Here is a 16713-nt window from a genome sequence, read left to right on the forward strand (position 1 = left end):
CCTTACATGTTGGGACGGATGAGGATGGCGGCGACGCCGGCCCCGTAGGTGCCGAACAGCACCAGTACCGAGACGGCCAGGGCCACCAGGCGGCGCTTGCGGCGCACGGTCTGCTCGGCGGTCCAGTTCATGCTGATCGAGCCCAGGATCGGTATCCCGGTGACCTCGCGCAGCGTCGACTGGCTGAGGAAGGTCGGGCGCAGCTGGCTCATCAGGAAGGCGCCGGCCAGGCCGGCGGCCAGGGCGGCCACGAACACGAGCGAGAACAGCTGCAGGCGGTTGGGGCCGGACGGCACCGGCGGGGCGGTCGGCGGTTCGATCACGCGGAAGGTCAGCATGTCGGTGGCCGAGGACAGGTCGCCCGACAGCTTGGCCGATTCGCGGCGCTCGACCAGCTTCTGGTAGTTTTCGCGGTTGACTTCGTAGTCGCGGTTGAGCTGGGCCAGCTGGGCCTCGATCTCCGGCGCCTGGGCGCTCTGGACGCGCAGCTGGGCCACGCGCGCGCCGTACTCGGCCACGCGCGCCTGCAGCGAGGCCACGCGCGCTTCCGCCTCGGACAGCGAGACGGTGAGCTGCTGCAGCATCGGGCTGTAGCTGGCGCCCGGATCGGCGCTCGGCTTGCGGTTCTTGGCTTCGTCCGCCTTGCGCGCCTGCAGCTGCTCGAGCAGGCGGCGGTTGGCGACGATGTCCGGGTGCTGTTCGGTGAACTGGGTGCGCAAGGTATCCAGGGTCTTGGTGACGGTGGCGATGCGCTCTTCCAGGGCCGGATCGGTGAACGGCACGTCGGGACCCTTGCCCGGCGTGCTGCTGCCGCCCGAGATCTTGCGGCGGATCGCGTTGCGGGCCTGCTCGGCTTCGGCCAGCTCCAGCCGCGCCTGGCTCAGCGCTTCATTGGCGGTGATCATGCGCGAACCGAAGTCGGCGCCTTCGCGCGGCAGCATGCCGACGTGCTTGATCTTGAACTCCTTGAGCGTGTTCTCGGCGTTGGCCAGCTTCTCTTCGTAGCTCTTGATCTGGTCGTCGATGAACTGCACCGCCTTCTCGGAATCCTGTTTCTTGCCGCCGAAGCTGCCCTCGACGAAGATGGTCAGGAAGGCCTGGACCACGTCGCGGCCCTGCTTGGCGTTGGGGGCGGTATAGCTGATGGTGTAGATGTCGTCGCGCTCGGTACCCGCCATCTTGATGCGCGAGATCATGTCGTCGACCATCTTGTCCTGTTCCTTGGTGTCGCGCGCCTTGACGTCGAGGTCGACCATGCGCAGCACGCGCTCGACGTTCGGACGGCTGATCAGGGTGCGGCGCATGAACAGGACCTGCTGGTCCAGGTTGGGCACCGTGGTCATGTTCGACAGCAGGGGCTTGAGGATGCTCTGGGTGTCGACGTAGACACGGGCCGAAGCCTCGTACTGGTTCGGCAGCTTGAACACCACCGCCCATCCGGCCAGGGCCACGACCCAGGTGATGACGACGGCATGCCAGCGGTATTTACCGATGGCTTTCAGGAAAGTAAGGATCAGGGCTGTAATCTCGGCCATCTTGTCAGTCTCGCCAGGTAGGAGCCCTCGACAGGGCTCAACAAATAAACATCTCGCATGATCGCTTGTACCCTGAGCAATTGCAATTACGTATTTGGAAATTGCGCTTTTCGGTACCAAGAGTGCAAACTGTTTGCAACAGAACTTCTGCACTGCAACAAAATCGACGTGCTTCTTGCGGTTTACACCCCCTTTTCTGTTGCATTATCGCAAACATTTGCTTGCAGGGGTGATTGTATTTTTCTAAACATTTTGATGCCGGGATACGATGATGTCGTAGCAAGTCAATAATTTTGTTGCTTTCAGTAAAACATGCTTATTGTAATGTTTAAAATAGGAAAGGGCCTGCACAATTGGCAGCCCGAACGACAGATGTACCGGAGCATTGTGATATGCGTATGACAAGATTTTTATCCACCTCGGCTGGCGCCGCCCTGGCGCTGGCAGCTACCCTGGGCGCCGCGCCGGTATATTCCGCGCATGCCGCGCCACTGACCGAAACGGCGGCGGCCGTGAAGCAGTCGGTCCTCGGCATCGGCACCTACCAGAAGACCCGCAGTCCGGCGATCGTGTTCGTCGGTACCGGCTTCGTCGTGGGCGACGGCCTGAGCGTGATCACCAACGCCCACGTGGTGCCCGACACCATGAACGGGGCCCGGCTGGAAGAACTGGGCGTGGTGGTGGGCAAGGGCGAGCAGGTCGCCTTCCGTCCGGCTACCCTGATGGCGCTGGACCGCGAGCACGACCTGGCCCACCTGCGCCTGTCCGGCGTGCCGCTGCCGGCCCTGGCCCTGGGCGACGGCGAACGGGTGGTCGAAGGGCAGGAGCTGGCCTTCACCGGATTCCCCTTGGGCATGAACCTGGGCTTGTATGCGGCCACCCACCGCGCCCTGCTGGCGGCCATCACGCCGGTGGTGCGGCCGTCGCTGAATTCGCGCAAGCTGGATGCGCGCGCCATTACCCAGCTGCAGCGCTCGTCCTACCAGGTGTTCCAGCTCGACGCCACTGCTTATCCGGGCAACAGCGGCAGCCCGCTCTACGATCCGGCCAGCGGCGCCGTGCTCGGCGTGATCAACGCGGTGTTCGTCAAGGGGCTGAAGGAGACCGCGATCAGCAACCCAAGCGGCATCACCTATGCGATTCCGGTGCGCCATGTGCAGGCACTGTTGCAGCGTAAGCAGTAGAAATGAAACTATTTCAACTGTGCACGCAATTCCGCGGGAGCCTGTTATACAATAGCCACGCCTGTTAATGGGTGAATAACTTTTTTTAGATCGCAAGAAGATGCGCGCAGGCCACGCGCCGCGCCACCGTGCGAAGGGGATCGACGTGAGCAAGATGATGCATCTGATGAAATATGCTGCGGCGGCGGGCGCCGCCGGCTGTCTGCTGCTGCTGGGCGGTTGCGCCACTCCCGCGGCGCCGAGCCAGGCGGCCCTGGCCCCGGTTAATCCGGACTACCTGATCGGGCCGGGCGACAGCGTCAACATCATCGTGTGGCGCAATCCCGAAGTGTCGATGTCGGTCCCGGTGCGTCCGGACGGCAAGATCACCACTCCCCTGGTCGAAGACCTACCGGCCGCCGGCAAGACCTCGACCCAGCTGGCGCGCGACATCGAGCAGGCCCTGGCCAAGTTCATCCAGCAGCCGGTGGTGACCGTCATCGTCACCAACTTCGTCGGCAATTTCAACGAGCAGATCCGCGTGATCGGCCAGGCGGCCCGTCCGCAAGCCCTGCCGTACCGCCGCGACATGTCGCTGATGGATGTCCTGATCGCGGTCGGCGGCGTCACCGAATTCGCTGCCGGCAACAAGGCGACGATCGTGCGCACCGTCGACGGCAAGCAGGAAAAACTGCCGGTGCGCCTCGACGCCCTGCTCAAGGATGGCGACATCTCGGCCAACGTGATGATGCGTCCAGGCGACGTTCTGATCGTTCCCGAGAGTTTCTTCTGAACGCTGTCGAGAATTTTTACAAACGGACGCGTTCCCAAATTACAATAGCTTAAGCGGCAAACCGCCCGGCCGCGGCTAGGTCTCTGTTTATCAAGGAGTTTTTTCCAAACTACATTGTATTTTGGAAAGCCTTGCTAACGGAGGCACGATTCTTGCAATATGCTACGGGCGTGCGCCGACCGGCCATCAATCCTCGAGGAACCCGACGTGGCTACCGAACAACGACCTGATCAAGAGAACACAACACCTGGCCTGAGTACGCATGGCGCCAAGCGGCGGCGCCTGGCAAAGGCGGGCCTGGGCGCGGCGGGCGTGCTGTGGACCCTCGAAGGCAGGGCCGGCATGACCCCGGGACTGACCTGCGCCTCGCCATCGGCTTCCCTGTCCGGCGCCAAGCACAGTACGTATGCTTCGAATGTCGTGTGCAACAATCCCCGTTCGCCGGGCTATTGGAGCCGTCCGAAGCATGCCAGTGAATGGCCGGTACGTCGTGATATGAAATTTAGCGAGGCCTTCCCTTGCAGTAACGCCAATGCGGAGACCTACGGCAAGTACACGATGCTGTACATCTTGACTGAGAAAAAGTTTGACACGTTCAACCTGGGCCGCCACATGATTGCGACCTATTTGAACATCAAGTCCAAGAAGATTAATTTCATCAACGAGCAGTGGTTGGAAAACATGTGGAACGAGCTGCAGTACGACCTGCACTACAGCCCGGCTCCCGACGTGTACTGGTCACCCGAGCAGGTAAAGAACTACCTCGCTTCCATCCACGGTGACTGAGAACTGGCGTGTCGTGCCGGGCCAGAAGCTGGCCTGGCGCGAATGGGACGACGAAGCGGTGGTATTCAACGACCTGTCCGGCGCCACCCACATGCTGTCGCTGGTCGCGGTCGAGGTGCTGGACCTTCTGCGCGCCGCCCCACGCGGCGCTGCCGACCTCGCGGCGCTGCTGACCGACCCCGCTTCCCCCGACCCTGACGCCGACCATGTGCGAGAGGAAGTCGACGCCCTGCTGCGTTCCCTGGCGCACCTGTACCTGATCGAACCATGCTGACCGTCTCTGCTCTCGGTCCCGTGCAGTTGCAGGCACGGCTGCATGGCGCCGGCCTGGACCTGGTGACGGGACCGTTTACCACCCGTGTCTACAGCAATATCCCCCACTTGGCCAAGGGCATTTCGCTGCTGTATGGCGATTATCCGGTCCAGGAGGCTGGTGGTTTCGCCGACTTCCACGTCAACCTGCGCCAGCCCGGCGGCCTGCGGCGCTGGTTCAGGCCGCAAGCGCGCTTCGACCAGGATGGCCTGACCCCGTTCAAACCCCTGCCGCTCGCCCATGCTTACCCGATGTTCGAATGGGTGCTCAACTGGTGCGTAGCGAACCGCGCCCACCGCTACCTGATCGTGCATGCCGCCGTGGTCGAGAAGCATGGCCGCGCTGTGATCCTGCCAGCCCCGCCCGGTTCAGGGAAGAGCACCCTGTGCGCCGCCCTGGTATGCCGTGGCTGGCGCCTGTTGTCGGACGAATTGACACTTATCCGCCAGGACGACGGCAGCGTCGTCCCACTGCCGCGCCCGGTCAGCCTGAAGAATGCATCGATCGATGTCATCCGCGCTTTTGCGCCCGATGCCGTGTTCGGACCGCCGGTCGCGGGCACGGAAAAGGGAACCATCGGCCACATGCGCGCGCCGGCAGCCAGCGTGGTGCGCGCGGCCGAGCCCGCGCACCCCGTGGCCGTCGTGTTTCCCCGCTATCAAGCCGGAGCGGCCACGACCCTGGCGCCGCTGTCCAAGGCGCAAACCTTCATGCGCGTGGCCGACAACGCATTTAACTATACGGTGCTGGGCGAGCGCGGCTTTGCCGCCCTGGCGGCGGTGATCGACGCCAGCGAGGGCATCGAGTTCGCGTACAGCAGCCTGGACGAGGCCATGACGGTATTCGACGGCCTGGTCGGGGAAGCGGTATGACGCCCGCGGCGCACCTTCCCGCACTGCTGCCCGTTTTCTTGCGCGATCCCGGCATTGCGAGCACGCTCGACCTGGCTGGCTGGGATCTGCTGATGCGCCAGGCGGCGCATAGCGACATGGGCGCGACCGTGCGCTCCTTGCTGGACGAGGCCGGCAAGCTCGGGCTGGCGCCGGCGGCGCCGCGCGAACACCTGGCCTGGTGGGGCGTCGCGGCCGAACGCCACGCGCGCGCGGTGCGCTTCGAAGTGGCGCGCATTCGCGAGGTGCTGGATTCGCTTGGCCTGCCGCTGATCCTGCTCAAGGGGGCTGCGTATTCCATGGCGGCGCTGCCTGCCGCACGCGGCCGCCTGTTTTCGGATATCGATATCCTGGTGCCGAAGGGCCGCCTGGTCGAGGTCGAATCGGCCCTGATGCTGCACGGCTGGGCCAGCACCCACCACGACGAGTACGACCAGCGCTATTACCGCCAGTGGATGCACGAGCTGCCGCCCTTGGTGCATGTCCACCGCGGCAACGCCATCGACGTGCACCACGCGATCCTGCCCGAGACCGCGCCCGCGCGCCCGGATCCGGACAAGCTGCGCGCCGCCGCGGTGGCGCTGCCGGGCGAACCGGGACTGTGGACCCTGTGCCCGCACGACATGTTCCTGCACAGCGCGGTGCACCTGTTCTGGGGCGGAGAATTCAACCACGGCCTGCGCGACCTGTTCGACCTGCACCGCCTGGCCCTGCACTTCGGCGCCCGGCCCGGCTTCTGGGACGGCCTGGCGGCGCGCGCCGCCGAGCTGGAACTGGCGCGCCCGCTGTTCTACGCGCTGCGCTGGTGCGTGCGCATGCTGGGCACGCCGGTCCCGGCGGCCGTGCTGGCCCAGGCCGCGGCTGGCGGCGGGCGTCCCAACGGCGCGCTGCTGGCGCTGATGGATGCGCTGTTCGCGCGCGCCCTGCTGCCGCTGCACCCGAGCTGCGGCGGCCGCGCGCTCGCCCTGGCGCATTTCGCCCTCTACGTGCGCGGCAACTGGCTGCGCATGCCCCCGCTGCTGCTGTCGCGCCACCTGTTCCACAAGGCCTTCCTGTCGCCCAAGGCCGCCGAGGCGGTTTGAGCCAGGCCGGCGGAAAGCGGACTGGAGGGGTGGTGCGGTGCGGAAGAATGGCATACTATTAACAGATTGCATCCCGGACCCTTGCGATTCGTCCAACGTCAACCCTCACGCGGATAGGACCCATGGAAACAGCGGACAAGCTGGTACGCCTGCAAGACCTTCGCCAGTTCCTGGCCGGCGGCAGCCTGGAAGACAGCCTGCAGCGCCAGGCCGAGCAGGCCGCCCTGCTGGTCGGCGCCGATCACTGCTCGATCATGCTGATCAACAGCGGCAGCGGCGAGGAAATGCGGATGAGCATGTATGCGCGCCACGGCGACTTGCCGGACGCGGCCCTGCATGCCTCGATCGGCACCGGGGAGGGCATCTGCGGCCACGTGCTGGCCAGCGGCGAGGCCCTGTTCGTGGAAGACATCGGGCGCTCGCCCTTCGCGCTGCTGGCGCGCCGCCCCGACGCCGCCGGCCGCGCCCTGATGGCGGCGCCGGTCCGGGTGGGCGACAAGATCATCGGCGTGGTCAACGTGTCGGGCGCGCGCTTCGACCCGCTCGACCTGCCCCTGCTCGACATCGTCGCCACCCTGATCGGCAAGTCGATCCAGGTGTCCCAGCTGCAGCGGGTGCTGGACTCGCGCTTCGCCCAGCTGGCCCTGCTGCAGGAAGCCCAGCACAAGGTGGGCGAGCAGGTCCGCACCGCCTACCAGAATCCCGAGGACGTGGCGCGCATCCTGGCGCGCGCCTTCTTCCGCGAAATGACCAAGGCCGGCTTCGCTTCCGGCCAGATCGTCAGCGCGGCAACCGAACTCATCGATCAACTCAATCGTCAATTGCAGGCGGACGGAAAAGCCGCCTGAACCGCAATGGAAACACAACCCACCCCGCTCGAGGCGGCCGCCGCCGAGTGGCAGGCCGTGCTCGGCCCTCAGCAAGTTCTTTCCCGGGAGGCCGCCAGCGCCGCCTACGGACCCGACACCACCGGCATCGAGCGCAGCGTTCCGGCGGCCCTGCGCATCCTCGACGCTGCCCACCTGCCCGAGGTGATGCGCATCGCCCAGCGCCACCGGGTGCCGGTCTATCCGGTCAGCACCGGGCGCAACTGGGGCTATGGCAGCGCGCTGGCGGTCCAGCCCGACTGCGTGATCCTCGACCTGTCCGGCATGAACCGCATCCTGCATTTCGATGCCGAGATGGGCGTGGTGACCCTGGAGCCCGGCGTGACCCAGGGCATGCTGGCCGACTTCCTCGATAGCAACAACTATCCTTTCATGGTGCCGACCACCGGCGCCGGGCCCTCCTGCAGCCTGCTCGGCAACGCGCTCGAGCGCGGCTATGGGGTCACGCCATATACCGATCACTTCGCCGCGGTCACCGACCTGGAAGCGGTGCTGGCCGACGGCAGCCGCTACCGCACCGCGATGCGCGAAGCCGGCGGCGAGGAACTGGCGCGCCTGTTCAAGTGGGGCATCGGCGCCTATTCGGCCGGCCTGTTCACCCAGAGCGGACTGGGCGTGGTTACGCGCATGAGCATCCTGCTGGCGCGCCGGCCCGAGGTGGTCAAGGTCTGCCTGTTCAGCCTCAAGGACGACGCGCTGCTGGAACCGGCGATCGAACGCATCCGCGCCATCCTCGGCAAGCTGCCCGGCACCGTGGCCGGCCTGAACCTGATGAACCGGCACCGGGTGCTGGCAATGTCGGCGCCTTACCCGGCCGACCGCCTGGGAGCGGACGGCCTGATCCCGCCCGCGCTGGTCGATGAGCTGGGCCGCCAGTACCAGATCTTCCCCTGGACCGGCTTCGGCACCCTGTACGGCACCCGGCGCATGGTGGCCGCGGCCCAGAAGGAGATCCGCGCCGCGCTCAAGGGCGTGGCCAGCCGCATGCTGTTCCTGAGCCAGGACAACGCGAACACCCTGCGCCGGGTAGCCGGCTGGCTGCCGGGCGCGGCCGGCCAGCGCCTGGCCAGCACCGCCGCCACCCTGGCGCGCTCGCTGGAACTGGCGGGCGGGCGTCCCAACGAGACGGCGCTGCCGCTGGCCTACTGGCGCAACCCCGCGCCAGGCGCCGACGGCGCGCGCAATCCGGCCCAGGACGGCTGCGGGCTGATCTGGTACGCGCCGCTGGTGCCGATGCGCGGGCAGGGCGCCCGCGCCTATGTCGAGATGGTCAGCGCCGTCACCCGCAAGCACGGCATGGAACCGCTGCTGACCTTCACCTCGCTGAGTGACAAATTATTCGACAGTACCGTGCCTTTGCTGTTCGACCGCCATTCTCCCGCCGCGGTGGAAGCGGCCCAGGCCTGCTACCGCGAGCTGATCGAGCGCGGCCGCGAGCAGGGCTGGTTCCCCTACCGGGTAACGACCTCGGCCATGCCCGGGTTGAGCGCCCTGACCCAGGACTCGCAGCAGCTGCACGAGCGCCTGCGCCGCGCCCTCGATCCGCACGATTTGCTGGCGCCGGGCCGCTATCGTTAATTATCTGTCGGGAATTTTTACAATGGCCGAGTCCGCACGGTCGTCCAGAATTGTGAACTTTGTGAAAAGCGATGCATTTTCAACTACTTAGCGAGGATCTTTAAACGCTGGCACACGGATTGCTAAATACCCAGTGTCGGTGTCGTTATCTATCAAACAGAATTTCTTTATCTTGGAGAACGCAGCATGAAAAAGATTCTCGCACTCGCATTTGGCGCTGCCATGAGCTTTGGCGCATATGCCGCACCGGCTACCCAGCTTCCTCCGGGCCCGATCTACCTGAAGTTCTCGGGTCAAGAGCAGATCGCCATCAATGGCGCCACCACCTGGGCGGGTTCGAACGAAATCAACTGGGGCGTGTTCACCATCTCGACCATGGAACGCGGCTCGGTCAACACCCCGAACGACCAGATCGACCCGACCGGCGACATCTTCTTCGTCAACGGCCTGGGCGGCGGCCAAGTGACCGGCATGTTCTACGGCGTCGAGGCAGGCACCCCGAACGCAAGCAACCCGTTCCCGGCGACCAAGGGCTACATGGACCTGTACTGGCGCGACCTGGACAGCATGACCAAGACCACCCTGGACACCATCAACCCAGGCGTGCGTTGCGGCTTCAGCTGCGCCACCGGCTTCACCGAAGGCACCTTCCTGGCCCGCCTGTTCTTCGACACCGGCATGGACATCATCGATCCGAACAACACCGTCGTGGGCGACCAGGTTCCGAGCAGCAACGGCTTCTCGGGCACTGCCGACTCCTACGCATCGGTGGACACCTCGGCCGGCGGCCTCTGGGCTGACCAGCTGGATTCGGATTGGTTCTCGAGCTGGCAAGGCCTGCGCGACCTGCGCTTCAAGAACAGCTACAACTACAACCCGAACTGGGGCAATGGCGCCAACAACATCCTCGGCGCGCGCATCGACGATCCGGGCCAGGCTTATGCCCTGCCGGAACCGGGCGCCCTGTCGCTGATGGGCCTGGCAATGGTCGGCATGGGCGCCGCCCTGCGCCGCCGCCAGAAGAAAGACTAAGCGTCTTCCTTCCCGCTAAAAAAGGCCTCTTCGGAGGCCTTTTTTGCGTTGGTACGCCCAATTCGTATGCTGAGTTTATTGACAATATTGACGGAATCATAGTCTACTCTCCGACATGCGAATTCCTTACCGTCTATTGCTTCAAGTGCCATTGGTGATGGCCATCCTCGCCTTCGTGCCGACCAACCTCGGCAAGCTGGCCGCCCTGCTGCTCGTATGGGCGCTCACCTTCGGCCGCCTGAGCAAGGTCGAGGCCGTGTTCTTCGCGGTGGCGTGCGTGTTTTTCACCGCCATGAACGGCGCCTCCCTGGCCCAGGGCATCTTCCGTTTCACCGAACCGGACGTGCTCGGCATGCCGGTATGGGAATTGTTCATGTGGGGTTTTTACCTGCTGCACACGCGCCGCGTGCTGGGCGGGAAGGCCGCGCACGACCGCCGCGGCGCCGTCTGGGCGCTGGCGCTGGCCTATTCGGCGGCCTTCTCCGCCATCCATGACGGCAATACCCTGCTGGCCGTCACCGGGGTCCTGCTGGCGATCGGCCTGGTGCTGTTCCACGAACGCGAAGACCTGGCCTATACCGGCTATATGATCCTGCTGGGCGCGCTGATCGAGTATTCGGGCGTCCTGAGCGGCAACTGGGCCTATCCCGGCGATCCGCCGGGCGGCGTGCCGCTGTGGTTCATCACCCTGTGGGGCGGAGTGGGGCTGTTCCTGCGCCGCCTGGTGCTGCCGATCCTGGAGCGCTTCGAAGGGCGCCCACATGAAAACGGCCTGCTCGCGCAGGCCGCATCCAGGGCGTAGGACGATCGTCTCAACCGAGCGACATCAAGCGCCGCGTAATGCCTTCCTCTTCCTTCGGCGAGAAGAAGTAGGGGAAAAGAGAGCGCTCGTTACCGGGATGATTGCTGGTGCCGCCAAAGCGCTCGATCTGTTCCTGTACATGGTCGAGGCTGCTCCACAGCAGCCAGGCCGGCGCGTCGACGCGCGGATTGGTGCGCATCTCGCCCAGGCGGGTGAAGCCCAGCATGGTCTCGTAGAAGCGTCGGTGGCGCGGGTTGACCTCGATGAAGACGTCGGTGCAGTTGTGGATGCGGCGGCCGTAGATGAACAGGATGTGGAACAGCGAGGCCAGCGCCATCTTGGAACGCACCTTGGGATCGAAAGCCAGCTTGGTGATTTCGCATACCTTGCCGCCCCTGTTGCGGAAGCGGTCGATCTCGTCCTTGAAGATCTCGTCGGCCAGCAGTCCCATGTCGGAATCAATGCCGAGTGTCACCGTGCCCACCACTTCGCCGTGGTCGGATGCGGAGAGGGTGATCCGGTTCGGGTTGTCCTCAAGACGATGCGTGCCTGCATAACCGCGCCACGCATACATTTTATTGATCAAGAGACTGGCCTTGCTTCGGCCTTGATCAGTATCGGCAACCCGAATCCCGAAGGATTTTTCGTTGATGGCCACGTCGGTGATCCTATCACATGAGGCCGGTGAGCCTTCGGTAGCTGAGCTGTATCGTGCGCTCCCCGGTTCAGAGATTAAATCTTTCAATTCTGTGGAATTTAGCGTGGTCATATTCTCTCTCCGCAGGATGGGCGCCGGACTGACGCATTGGCGGTTCTTGTATCCTAGCACTGACGGCACGGGCGTGCCAGAAAGAAATTGCAAATTTATAACAAATGATGCTAAAACGCCACCTTGCGGTGGCGTTTTCGTTTCGACTTACAGCTGCTTCAAGAGTTCCTTGGCCTGCTCGGCGCCGGGACCGTTGCCCTTCGATGCCAGTAGTTCCAGTTCCTTCTTGGCGCCGGCCTTGTCGCCCGACTTGATCAGGGCCTGGGCCAGGTGCAGGCGCAGGTCGCCGCTGTTCGGCGCCAGGTTCACGCCCTTCTGCAGCAGTGGCACGGCGCGCTTGAGATCGCCGCGCTCGACCAGGATCGCACCCAGGGTGTCCATCACTGCCGGATGGTCGCCGCTGGCGCGGTAGGCCTGCTCGGCGGTTTCGAGCGCCCTCGGATCCTTCAGCTGCTGATAGGTCCAGGCGAGGTTGTTCAGCGCCACGCCATTGTTCGGCGCGGCCTTCACGATGGTCTCGAACTGCGCGGCCGCCTGCTTGAGCTGGCCCTTGGTCAGGCTGCGCTCGGCCTGGTACATGATGACCGTCATGTCGTTCGGGTTCTTCTTCATCCAGTCGGCCAGGCGGGCGTCGGCCTGGGCTTCCTTGCCGGACGCGAGCATGGCGCGGTGGATGGTCAGCAGCACCTTGGAGCTCGGCTGCAGCGCGTACGCCTTTTCGTACATCGCCAGCGCCTGGTCCTGCTTCTTCTCGCGGGTCAGCAGGTCGCCTTCCAGCACGTAGCCGACGGCGGCGTTGTTGGGCTGCTTCTGCAGGGCGCGTGCGCTCTCGAGCGCCTGCTCCGGCTTCTTGGCGCGCATCGCCAGCTCGACCTGGGCCAGGTGGGCCGGCAGGAAGTCCGGCTGCAGGGCCAGGGCGCGCTTGATGTCCTCGGCCGCGGCGCTTTCGTTCTTCAGCGCCACGTGGGCGTTGGCCAGGCGGTACTGGGCCATCGCCGACTTCGGCAACACCTTGACCAGCTTGCTGTAGGTCTCGAGCGCACCGGCGCCGTCCTTGCTGGCCAGCTGGGCCTGGCCGAGCAACTCGAGCAGGTCGGGTTGGGTCGGGTTCTCGGTACTGGCCTTGCGCGCCAGGTTCAGGGCCTTTTGCGGTTCGTTCTGGCTCAGGTAGTGGCTGCCCAGCTTGACGATCGGGGCCACGGCGCCCGGGTTGTCGTTGCTGGCCTTCTCCAGCCAGGTAGTCGCTTCGGCCGGCTTCTTCTCGTAGAGCGCGATCTGGGCCAGCGCGGTCATGGCGCCGACATGCTTCGGATCGGCCTTCAGGACGCCGTTGAAGCGCGCCTTGGCGGAGTCGATCTTCTTGTCGCGCATGTCGAGTTCGGCCAGCGCGGTGGCGGCCGGGTAGAAAGCCGGCTGCAGGCGGATCGATTCCTCGAAGGCGGCGCGGGCGGAGGCAGCGTCCTGCTTGGCCAGGTGGACCAGGCCCAGCAGGTTATGGACCTGGGCATTGTTCGGCTGCTGCTTGGCCAGCTGCTTGGCGGCGGCCAGGGCCTTGTCGTAGTTCTTCATGCCGAGTTCGGCCTGCACCAGCGCCATGCCGCCGTCGGGCGACTTCGGATCGAGGGTGGCGCCTGCCTGCAGATCGCTCAGGCCCTTGTCCCGGTCGCCCTGGCCCAGGCGCGACAGGCCGAGCGAGGTGCGGATCGCCGCCACCTTCGGCGCCAGCTCGCTGGCCTTCTCGAAGTAGCTGGTGGCCTTGTCGAAGTCGCGCACCTGCATGTAGGACTGGCCGGCCAGGGCCAGCAGCTGCGGATCGTTGCCGGCGTCCTTGAGCACAGGGGCCAGGGCATCGACCGCATCCTTCGGTTGCGAGCTCTTGAGCAGGGTCTGGGCCAGCAGCTTGCGGGCGAAGACGTTGTCCGGATTCGACGCCAGGTACTTGCGCAGGTGCAGCTCCGCCTGCTGGAGGGCGCCCAGGTTCAGCTCCACCGCGCCCGACAGCAGGATGCTGGGCAGGTGGTCGGGAGAAGCCTTCAGGACCTTCTGCAGCGATTCCTGGGCCTCGGCGTGCTTGCCCTGGGTGTAGTCGAGCAGGCCCTGGGCGTAGGTCGCCAGCAGGTTGCCCGGCGCATTCTTGCGCGCGGCCTCGATCGAGGCCTTGGCGGCGTCGAACTTGCCCTGGTTGATCTGGATGTAGGCTTTCTCGACGTAGGCGCTGCGGTCGTGCGGGCGCAGGGCGATGACCTGGTCGTAGGCCTTCATGGCCTCGTCCGTCTTGTTCAGGGCGCGCAGGATGCCGCCCTGGAACAGCCAGGCGTCCGCGTTCTTGGCATCCTTGGTCACAGCCTCGAGCGCGTAGCGTTCGGCGGCGGCCGTATCCTGGCTGAACAGCGCGTGACGCGCCAGGCCGATCAGGGCTTCGCCGGTGGCGGGATCGAGCTGGAGCGCAGCGTCATAGGCCTGCTTGGCCTCGTCGGTCTTGCGCTGCTCGAGCAGGGCGTCGCCGCGCAGGGCCATCAGGGCCGCCGAGCCCTTGGCCTTCTCGAGCGTGACTTCTTCCAGCACCTTGTCGGACTGCCCCTGGTTTTGCAGGGCGCGCGCCAGCAGCGGCAGGGTGCGCTCGGATGCGATACCCAGGCTGGCGGCCTTGCGCAATTCCTTCTCGGCCGACACGGCGTCGCCGCTGTCGAGGTGCAGGCTGCCCAGCAGGAAGCGTGCTTCGCCGTCTTCCGGGCTCTGGGCCACTGCGTTCTTCAGCTGGATCAGCGCGGCCTTGCGGTCTCCCTTGTCCTGGTATGCCTTCGCCTCGGCCAGCAGGGTCGCGGTCGATTCGGTGCGGTTGCAGCCGGCCAGGCCGCCCAGCACGAGGGCGCCGGAGACGAGGGCTGCGGTAAGAGTAAGCTTATGGACATGACGCGGCATTGAATCGTTCCTTTTAGGTAGTATCGCGGCGATGGGGGGACCGGGATGACCGGGAGGAGAGTTTCCTCATCGACAATAATACCCGAACGGGTTCATATGCAGTGAGTCTAAGGGCCTGACTGTTGCGGACTTGCCATGATAGTTACGCAATCCTGCATGAATACCAACTGGCGCTCACTCTGTTGGACTCAGCCCTGACTCAGCCGGCCGGCCCTTCGCCTTTCTTGAGCCGGTCCAGCAAGGCCTCGACGTTGTCGCTCACCGGCAGGCCGTGGCGCCGCAGCAGCTGCACGTGCAGCACCAGGTTTTCCAGCACCAGCTTGGCGGACACCGCCAGCAGGGTCATCAGGCGGTCCTCGGTGCTGAAGTTTTCCATCGAGGCCGCCATCTCGCACAGGTGGGTGGCGACCAGGGTGCGCAATTCGTCTTCGGGAAAGGGCAGGTCGGCGAAGTCGATCGGGTCTTCCTGCTCGACTTCCTGCATCAGGGCGGCCAGTTGCTCCGGTTTGATCGGCATGCGTTGCTCCGCGAGTGGTTCACGGCTACATTGTAGGTTTGCCCGCCCCGTAACGCCCACGGGATACGCAAGGCGGGACGCCCGTTTCGATGGACCGATCATGGCGCAACTCTTCTTTACGCAGCAGCTGGCGCGTTTCACCGCCGTGCCCGAGGTCAGCACGGATGCCGGCCGCCTGCGCGAAGGCCTGGACAGCGCCTTCGCCCTGAACCCGCGCTTGCGCGGCTACGTGCTGGACGACCAGGGCGCCCTGCGGCCCAATGTCGTGATCTTCATCGATGGCCGGCGCTGCCTCGACACGCGGCGCCTCGACGACCCACTTCAGCCTGACAGCAAGGTCTACGTGCTGCAGGCCCTGTCAGGAGGATGAGCGGAAAATGAACGTGCAGGCCTATGTGGCGACCCGCAAGGGATTGTTCGAATTGTCGTTCAGTGGCGGACGCTGGGAGTTCGGCCCCGTGCACTTCCTGGGCGAGCCGGTGTCGATGGTGCTGCCCGACCGGCGCGACGGCAGCTTGTACGCGGCCCTGAACCTGGGCCACTTCGGCGTCAAGCTGCACCGTAAGCAGGGCGAGATCTGGACCGAGCTGCCGGCGCCCAGCTATCCGCCCAAGCCGGAAGGCCTGGAAGAGAAGGTCGAATGGACCAACAAGCTGATCTGGTCGCTGGAAGCGGGCGGCGCCGACCAGCCGGGCGTGTTGTGGGCCGGCACTCTGCCGGGCGGCCTGTTCCGCTCGAACGACCGCGGCGACAGCTGGGAGCTGGTGCGCCCGCTGTGGGACCAGCCCGGCCGGCCGCACTGGTTCGGGGGTGGCTACGACGACCCCGGCATCCACAGCATCTGCGTCGACCCGCGCGACAGCGCCAGTCTGCTGGTCGGGATCTCCTGCGCCGGCGCCTGGCGCAGCGCCGATGGCGGCGCCAGCTGGGCCCTGAGCGCGAAGGGCATGCGCGCCGACTACATGCCGCCCGACATGCAGGACAGCGAGGAAGCCCAGGACCCGCACCGCATCGTGCGCTGCGCGGGCGAGCCCGATGTGCTGTGGTGCCAGCACCACAACGGCGTCTGGCGCTCGGGGGACGATGGCCGCAGCTGGCAGGAAGTCAGGAACATGCCCTTGTCGCACTTCGGCTTCGCGGTGGCGGCCCATCCGCACGACGGCCAGACCGCCTGGTTCGTGCCGGCCGAGAAGGACGAGCGCCGCATTCCTTTAGGGGCCTCGCTGGCGGTGACACGTACCCGCGACGGCGGCAAGACCTTCGACGTGCTGCGCGCGGGGCTGCCACAGGAGCATTGCTACGACCTGGTGTACCGGCACGGGCTGGCCGTGCACCAGGATGGACGGACCCTGATCATGGGCTCGACGACCGGCAACGTGTGGGTGTCGGATAACGGCGGGGACAGCTGGCATGCGGTGGCGGGGAATCTGCCGCCGGTGTATGCGGTGAGTTTTGGGTGAGTGGTACGCGACGAACTTAGGTTCCGGCCTTCGCCGGAACGACGCTGTTTGAGTTTACCGTTCGCTCAAAGGCCGTCGTACGCGCCACTGGCGCCTACGATTTCCGGCGAAGGCCGGAATCCAAGTTTGCCAGAGCAGTGAACACATAAAAAAGGGCGCGGAGTCCGCGCCCTTTTTCGTTAAC

At 65.2% G+C, this 16713-nt stretch carries 16 protein-coding genes; 12 read left to right on the plus strand and 4 right to left on the minus strand.

Features of this window, described 5'->3' with window-relative positions:
• Positions 1-2: 2 nt before the first annotated feature.
• Complete coding sequence (locus V7778_RS00775) at positions 3-1535, minus strand: XrtA system polysaccharide chain length determinant (RefSeq protein ID WP_335551456.1); 1533 nt, start codon at positions 1533-1535, stop codon at positions 3-5.
• 398 nt (positions 1536-1933) lie between these two features.
• On the opposite strand from V7778_RS00775, the gene V7778_RS00780 reads away from it, so the two are divergent.
• The 10 genes from V7778_RS00780 to V7778_RS00825 all read left to right on the plus strand — a co-directional run bounded on the left by V7778_RS00780 (position 1934) and on the right by V7778_RS00825 (position 10861).
• On the plus strand, positions 1934-2719 hold the full coding sequence (locus tag V7778_RS00780) for a S1 family peptidase (protein WP_335551457.1): 786 nt from the start codon (positions 1934-1936) through the stop codon (positions 2717-2719).
• A 157-nt stretch (positions 2720-2876) separates the two neighbouring features.
• A complete protein-coding gene (locus V7778_RS00785; protein WP_335551527.1) occupies positions 2877-3491 on the plus strand; it encodes an XrtA/PEP-CTERM system exopolysaccharide export protein in 615 nt (204 codons plus the stop codon).
• A 207-nt stretch (positions 3492-3698) separates the two neighbouring features.
• Positions 3699-4277, plus strand: coding sequence for a hypothetical protein (locus V7778_RS00790; protein WP_335551458.1), 579 nt, complete (start codon positions 3699-3701; stop codon positions 4275-4277).
• Positions 4270-4551: an HPr-rel-A system PqqD family peptide chaperone gene (locus tag V7778_RS00795; RefSeq protein ID WP_335551459.1), complete on the plus strand. Its 282-nt coding sequence runs from the start codon at positions 4270-4272 to the stop codon at positions 4549-4551. Before V7778_RS00790 ends, V7778_RS00795 begins: the two co-directional genes overlap by 8 nt.
• On the plus strand, positions 4545-5462 hold the full coding sequence (locus V7778_RS00800) for an HprK-related kinase A (RefSeq protein ID WP_335551460.1): 918 nt from the start codon (positions 4545-4547) through the stop codon (positions 5460-5462). The genes V7778_RS00795 and V7778_RS00800 overlap by 7 nt, the downstream gene beginning before the upstream one ends.
• Positions 5459-6562 carry a nucleotidyltransferase domain-containing protein gene (locus V7778_RS00805; RefSeq protein WP_335551461.1) on the plus strand — a complete coding sequence of 368 codons (1104 nt, stop codon included), beginning with the start codon at positions 5459-5461 and terminating at the stop codon, positions 6560-6562. The genes V7778_RS00800 and V7778_RS00805 overlap by 4 nt, the downstream gene beginning before the upstream one ends.
• Positions 6563-6684: 122 nt before the next feature.
• Positions 6685-7410 carry a GAF domain-containing protein gene (locus V7778_RS00810; RefSeq protein ID WP_335551462.1) on the plus strand — a complete coding sequence of 242 codons (726 nt, stop codon included), beginning with the start codon at positions 6685-6687 and terminating at the stop codon, positions 7408-7410.
• Between the two features lie 6 nt (positions 7411-7416).
• Positions 7417-9027 (plus strand): FAD-binding oxidoreductase, encoded by a 1611-nt coding sequence (locus tag V7778_RS00815; protein WP_335551463.1) that lies wholly within the window; start codon positions 7417-7419, stop codon positions 9025-9027.
• A 222-nt stretch (positions 9028-9249) separates the two neighbouring features.
• A complete protein-coding gene (locus V7778_RS00820; protein ID WP_335551464.1) occupies positions 9250-10059 on the plus strand; it encodes a PEP-CTERM sorting domain-containing protein in 810 nt (269 codons plus the stop codon).
• 154 nt (positions 10060-10213) lie between these two features.
• Positions 10214-10861 (plus strand): hypothetical protein, encoded by a 648-nt coding sequence (locus V7778_RS00825; protein WP_335551465.1) that lies wholly within the window; start codon positions 10214-10216, stop codon positions 10859-10861.
• 10 nt (positions 10862-10871) lie between these two features.
• Here V7778_RS00825 and V7778_RS00830 read toward each other — a convergent pair whose 3' ends face one another.
• The 3 genes from V7778_RS00830 to V7778_RS00840 form a co-directional block, all read right to left on the minus strand.
• Positions 10872-11447, minus strand: a complete 576-nt coding sequence (locus tag V7778_RS00830) for a GNAT family N-acetyltransferase (protein WP_335551466.1) — start codon at positions 11445-11447, stop codon at positions 10872-10874.
• 330 nt (positions 11448-11777) lie between these two features.
• Positions 11778-14552 (minus strand): XrtA/PEP-CTERM system TPR-repeat protein PrsT, encoded by a 2775-nt coding sequence (prsT, locus tag V7778_RS00835; RefSeq protein ID WP_335551467.1) that lies wholly within the window; start codon positions 14550-14552, stop codon positions 11778-11780.
• 199 nt (positions 14553-14751) lie between these two features.
• Entirely contained in the window at positions 14752-15069 is a 318-nt protein-coding gene (locus tag V7778_RS00840; RefSeq protein ID WP_335551468.1) for a hypothetical protein, read from the minus strand.
• A gap of 100 nt (positions 15070-15169) precedes the next feature.
• Between V7778_RS00840 and V7778_RS00845 the strand changes: the two genes are divergently transcribed.
• Both V7778_RS00845 and V7778_RS00850 read left to right on the plus strand, forming a co-directional pair.
• A complete protein-coding gene (locus V7778_RS00845; RefSeq protein WP_335551469.1) occupies positions 15170-15439 on the plus strand; it encodes a MoaD/ThiS family protein in 270 nt (89 codons plus the stop codon).
• 7 nt (positions 15440-15446) lie between these two features.
• Positions 15447-16529, plus strand: coding sequence for a WD40/YVTN/BNR-like repeat-containing protein (locus tag V7778_RS00850; protein WP_335551470.1), 1083 nt, complete (start codon positions 15447-15449; stop codon positions 16527-16529).
• Positions 16530-16713: the final 184 nt, after the last annotated feature.

This window comes from Massilia sp. DD77, assembly GCF_036961685.1.
Taxonomy (GTDB): domain Bacteria; phylum Pseudomonadota; class Gammaproteobacteria; order Burkholderiales; family Burkholderiaceae_D; genus Telluria.

What these genes read in the sequence shown, in the direction of transcription:
- V7778_RS00775 (WP_335551456.1), bottom strand. Translation starts at nt 1,535, where the DNA reads ATGGCCGAGATTACAGCCCTGATCCTTACTTTCCTGAAAGCCATCGGT.
- V7778_RS00780 (WP_335551457.1), top strand. Translation starts at nt 1,934, where the DNA reads ATGACAAGATTTTTATCCACCTCGGCTGGCGCCGCCCTGGCGCTGGCA.
- V7778_RS00785 (WP_335551527.1), top strand. Translation starts at nt 2,877, where the DNA reads ATGCATCTGATGAAATATGCTGCGGCGGCGGGCGCCGCCGGCTGTCTG.
- V7778_RS00800 (WP_335551460.1), top strand. Translation starts at nt 4,545, where the DNA reads ATGCTGACCGTCTCTGCTCTCGGTCCCGTGCAGTTGCAGGCACGGCTG.
- V7778_RS00805 (WP_335551461.1), top strand. Translation starts at nt 5,459, where the DNA reads ATGACGCCCGCGGCGCACCTTCCCGCACTGCTGCCCGTTTTCTTGCGC.
- V7778_RS00810 (WP_335551462.1), top strand. Translation starts at nt 6,685, where the DNA reads ATGGAAACAGCGGACAAGCTGGTACGCCTGCAAGACCTTCGCCAGTTC.
- V7778_RS00815 (WP_335551463.1), top strand. Translation starts at nt 7,417, where the DNA reads ATGGAAACACAACCCACCCCGCTCGAGGCGGCCGCCGCCGAGTGGCAG.
- V7778_RS00820 (WP_335551464.1), top strand. Translation starts at nt 9,250, where the DNA reads ATGAGCTTTGGCGCATATGCCGCACCGGCTACCCAGCTTCCTCCGGGC.
- prsT (WP_335551467.1), bottom strand. Translation starts at nt 14,552, where the DNA reads ATGCCGCGTCATGTCCATAAGCTTACTCTTACCGCAGCCCTCGTCTCC.
- V7778_RS00840 (WP_335551468.1), bottom strand. Translation starts at nt 15,069, where the DNA reads ATGCCGATCAAACCGGAGCAACTGGCCGCCCTGATGCAGGAAGTCGAG.
- V7778_RS00845 (WP_335551469.1), top strand. Translation starts at nt 15,170, where the DNA reads ATGGCGCAACTCTTCTTTACGCAGCAGCTGGCGCGTTTCACCGCCGTG.
- V7778_RS00850 (WP_335551470.1), top strand. Translation starts at nt 15,447, where the DNA reads ATGAACGTGCAGGCCTATGTGGCGACCCGCAAGGGATTGTTCGAATTG.